This window comes from Lacticaseibacillus baoqingensis, assembly GCF_003946165.1.
GTDB lineage: Bacteria > Bacillota > Bacilli > Lactobacillales > Lactobacillaceae > Lacticaseibacillus > Lacticaseibacillus baoqingensis.
Genome location: NZ_RHOI01000067.1, coordinates 1 through 3208, shown reverse-complemented (window position 1 = coordinate 3208; position 3208 = coordinate 1). Strand labels below are relative to the sequence as shown.

Annotated in this window: 4 protein-coding genes; 1 reads left to right on the top strand and 3 read right to left on the bottom strand. The window is 51.0% G+C overall.

The genetic code is table 11. The features are described 5' to 3' along the window. Positions 1–188: 188 nt before the first annotated feature. From EKM91_RS13620 to EKM91_RS13610, 3 genes are read right to left on the bottom strand one after another with little or no spacing between them, the layout of a single operon-like run. Entirely contained in the window at positions 189–839 is a 651-nt protein-coding gene (locus tag EKM91_RS13620; RefSeq protein WP_125754432.1) for a TetR/AcrR family transcriptional regulator, read from the bottom strand. 31 nt (positions 840–870) lie between these two features. Beyond that, positions 871–2022 (bottom strand): ABC transporter permease, encoded by a 1152-nt coding sequence (locus tag EKM91_RS13615; protein WP_125754431.1) that lies wholly within the window; start codon positions 2020–2022, stop codon positions 871–873. Next, positions 2023–2745: an ABC transporter ATP-binding protein gene (locus EKM91_RS13610; RefSeq protein WP_125754430.1), complete on the bottom strand. Its 723-nt coding sequence runs from the start codon at positions 2743–2745 to the stop codon at positions 2023–2025. It lies immediately after the preceding gene. Positions 2746–2975: 230 nt separating this feature from the next. Here EKM91_RS13610 and EKM91_RS14145 point away from each other — a divergent pair. Next, a partial coding sequence (locus tag EKM91_RS14145; protein WP_225419544.1) for a hypothetical protein occupies positions 2976–3208 on the top strand: 233 nt, incomplete at its 3' end.

Genomic DNA, 3208 nt, shown 5'->3' with positions numbered 1-3208 from the left:
AAAGATCTTTATAGCTAATACCGCCTTTGAGATACCGAGAAACAAATTTAACTTTAAGTTCGCTACTATATTTGGTCATAAGAAAAGCCCCACAATCATTAGACTTCTTGTCTAACAATTGTAGGGCACTTCAAGACCGCCTAAAGCCGTTTTTTTGTGCGCTGATCCTTGGTTTTACCGTCTTAGGGTCAAGGGCGCAACACTTTTAACAAGGTCTCCACGATTTCAGCCGTCGCTTGCTCGACGTCAAATGCGGTATTTGCCGGCGGCAGCATCACCACTGGCAAGGCATAGCTGAGCACAGTACCGGCAACGGTGCGAAAGAGGCGCAGCATTGGCCAGTCGACCAGCTGTTTGGCTTGGATCAATTGGTGTAACCGCGGCGCAAAGCCTTGCTCAAATTGTTTGGTCAATTGCTGCGCGGTATTTTGCACCAGCGCCGGCTGCATCAAGGCTTCTTGCACAAAGACCCGGATCACCGCGCGATTATCGCTGGCAAACTGCAGCCGGTCGGCCACAACAAACTGCAATAAAGCTTCCAAGCTGGTCAAAGCTTGCGGATCGATCTCAGCGACAAATTCAGATGCCGCTGCTGGGACCACGAGGTTGCCCATGGAACTTAAGATCGCCGAGCGGATCTCCGCTTTAGTCTTAAAATGCTTATACACGGTACCTTCAGAGACCTGTGCGCGCTTGGCGATGTCAGCGGTACTGGTGCGGTCAAAACCTTGCTCGGAAAACAAGGTCAAACTGGCACGCAGCACCGCCTTTTGTTTATCTGATAGCGCTGAATCTTCTAAACTATTGGCAAACAGCGTTTCAACCTTGTGAACTCCCATACGGTTGCCTCCATTTTTATGGTTCAGTGTATCACACCTTGCGATACCGCCGCATTCCGCGAACATTCAAAGCCGTCAAAACGATCAAGAACAACAGCAACACCCCAATGTCCAAGCCTAACGCTGACAATCTGGTACCATACATGATGATCTGCGTCATCGCGTGGCCGGCATACGTCAGCGGCAACACATACGAAATGTCCTTGACCCAAGCCGCCAAGGAATCCAGCGGCACGATCCCGGAAAAGAACACTTGCGGGATCACCAAGATCGGAATGAATTGCATCATCTGAAATTCTGACTGCGCCAAGGTGGACAACAAGATCCCAAACGCTAACGCGACTAAGGCTAACAAGAAATTGATCACCATGACTGCAGCCAAAGTCCCGGTGATCTCAACACCCATAAAGCCAACGGTGCACAAAACGATGATCACGGTTTGGATCAAGGCTAAGATGCCATAACTCAACATGTAGCCCATCACGATCTCGCCGCGACGCACCGGCGTGGCCAAAAGCCGATCCAAAGTGCCTGTTGTGCGCTCCTTCAACAACGCCATGCCAGAGATCAAAAAGACAAAGAAGAAGACGAAAAAGCCCATCAAGATCGGCACGATCTTATTAAAGAAGCCGGTATCCTTGTCCCCATATTGATACCGGTCCGTGATCTTCGTTGCCGCAGCCGGCTCGGTTTGCGGCACTTTCAGCGACCCAGCCGCTTGCGGGGCAACTTTGGCGATCGTGGTCGCCATTTGACTCACAGTCTGACTGAGTTTAAGCGTGGTTTGCTTTAACGTTTTGATGCCATTAGCCGTTAACGCCGCGTTAAAACCGGCTTTAACTAAGTTTGTCTTGGTGGCATCGGTATTGGCATAAGTCACCGTATAATGCGCCGGCTTGGTTTGGCGGATCACCGCATCGACTTTTTGCGTCTTTAAAGCATGTTGGGCGGCAGCGTTACTGGCTTTGTTGGTGACGGCAACGTGTTTGACCGCATTCAAGGCACTGCGGACATTACCGTCAACGCCGACAGTGGCCACAGTCACGCTTGTGGTGGTGCTTTGGGTGAAGATCAGCTTCATCAAAAACATGATCAACACCGGCGCGACAAACATCAAGGCCATGGTGCGCTTGTCGCGGATCAATTCGTGGATCACGCGCTGCGCAATATAGATCGCTCGCATTTAAGCCACCCCTTCCGCTTTTAAAAAGACCGCTTCGATCGAATCAACGGCGTATTGCGTCTCCAAAGCCGCCGGCGTCCCATAAGCCATCAGCTTGCCGCCGAGCAACAATGCCACATGATCGACCAGCTCGGCTTCGTCCATCACATGGGTGGTGATCAAAATGCCGCGCCCTTCGTCACGTAATTGGTGCAATTCTGACCAGATCTTGCGGCGCAAGGCCGGATCGATCCCGACTGTTGGTTCATCCAAGATCAACAACTCCGGTGCGCCCAACAAGGCGATCGCCAAAGACAACCGGCGCTTCATCCCGCCTGAGTACCCTGCAACCGGCTTTTCAAGGTCTGCAGTTAAATCGACGACTGCCGCCACATGGGCGATATCTGCCGCTAATACAGCCTTTTTGACGCCCTTCATCCGCCCAAAAAAACGGAGATTTTCCGCTCCCGTTAAAGCTTCGTATAAAGCGTCTTCTTGCGCCATATAGCCGATCCGGCCAAGCAGCTGGCGATTCGGCATGTGCGTTTGCAATACCCGTGCTTCCCCACCATCAGCCACTTCCATGCCTAACGCGGTTTTGATCACCGTTGACTTGCCGGCGCCGCTAGGGCCGATCAAGCCTAAAATCTCCCCTGGCGCAATTTGTAAGGTGACATCGGCCAATACCGTTTGTTGGCCGAATGTTTTTTGCAGATGCTTGAGGTCGATCACTGGTTCTGTCATATAGAGGCCACCTTTCAGTTGTAGTGAGTCATCACTCACTGATGGGCTCAGTATACGGCCAACGTCAGTGAGTGTCAACTCACTTTAACCAAAAACCCACACCCGATTAACGAAACCTTTGGACTTTAGGCACACTTTCACCATTTCTTGCCGCGATAATCAAGGTATCGCTAAACGAAAGGAAGTCCTTTAATGCATACCCTCCAACCCCTCGTTGTGATCGCCATTTCTTGCAGCTTGATCGCTGCTTCAGCAGTGGTGGCCACCCAAAACAAGCGCCGCCAATTGATCCGGATCAAATCAACCCGTTAAATAAAAGCGGCCACGACTGGAAATTTCCAATCGTGGCCGCTTTATTTGCTCGTCAACACGTCGGTTACATGATACCCCAAACGTGGAACAAGATCCCCACAATGAACAAACCAAAGATAATGATGATCGGCGATACTTTCTTCTTTAACAA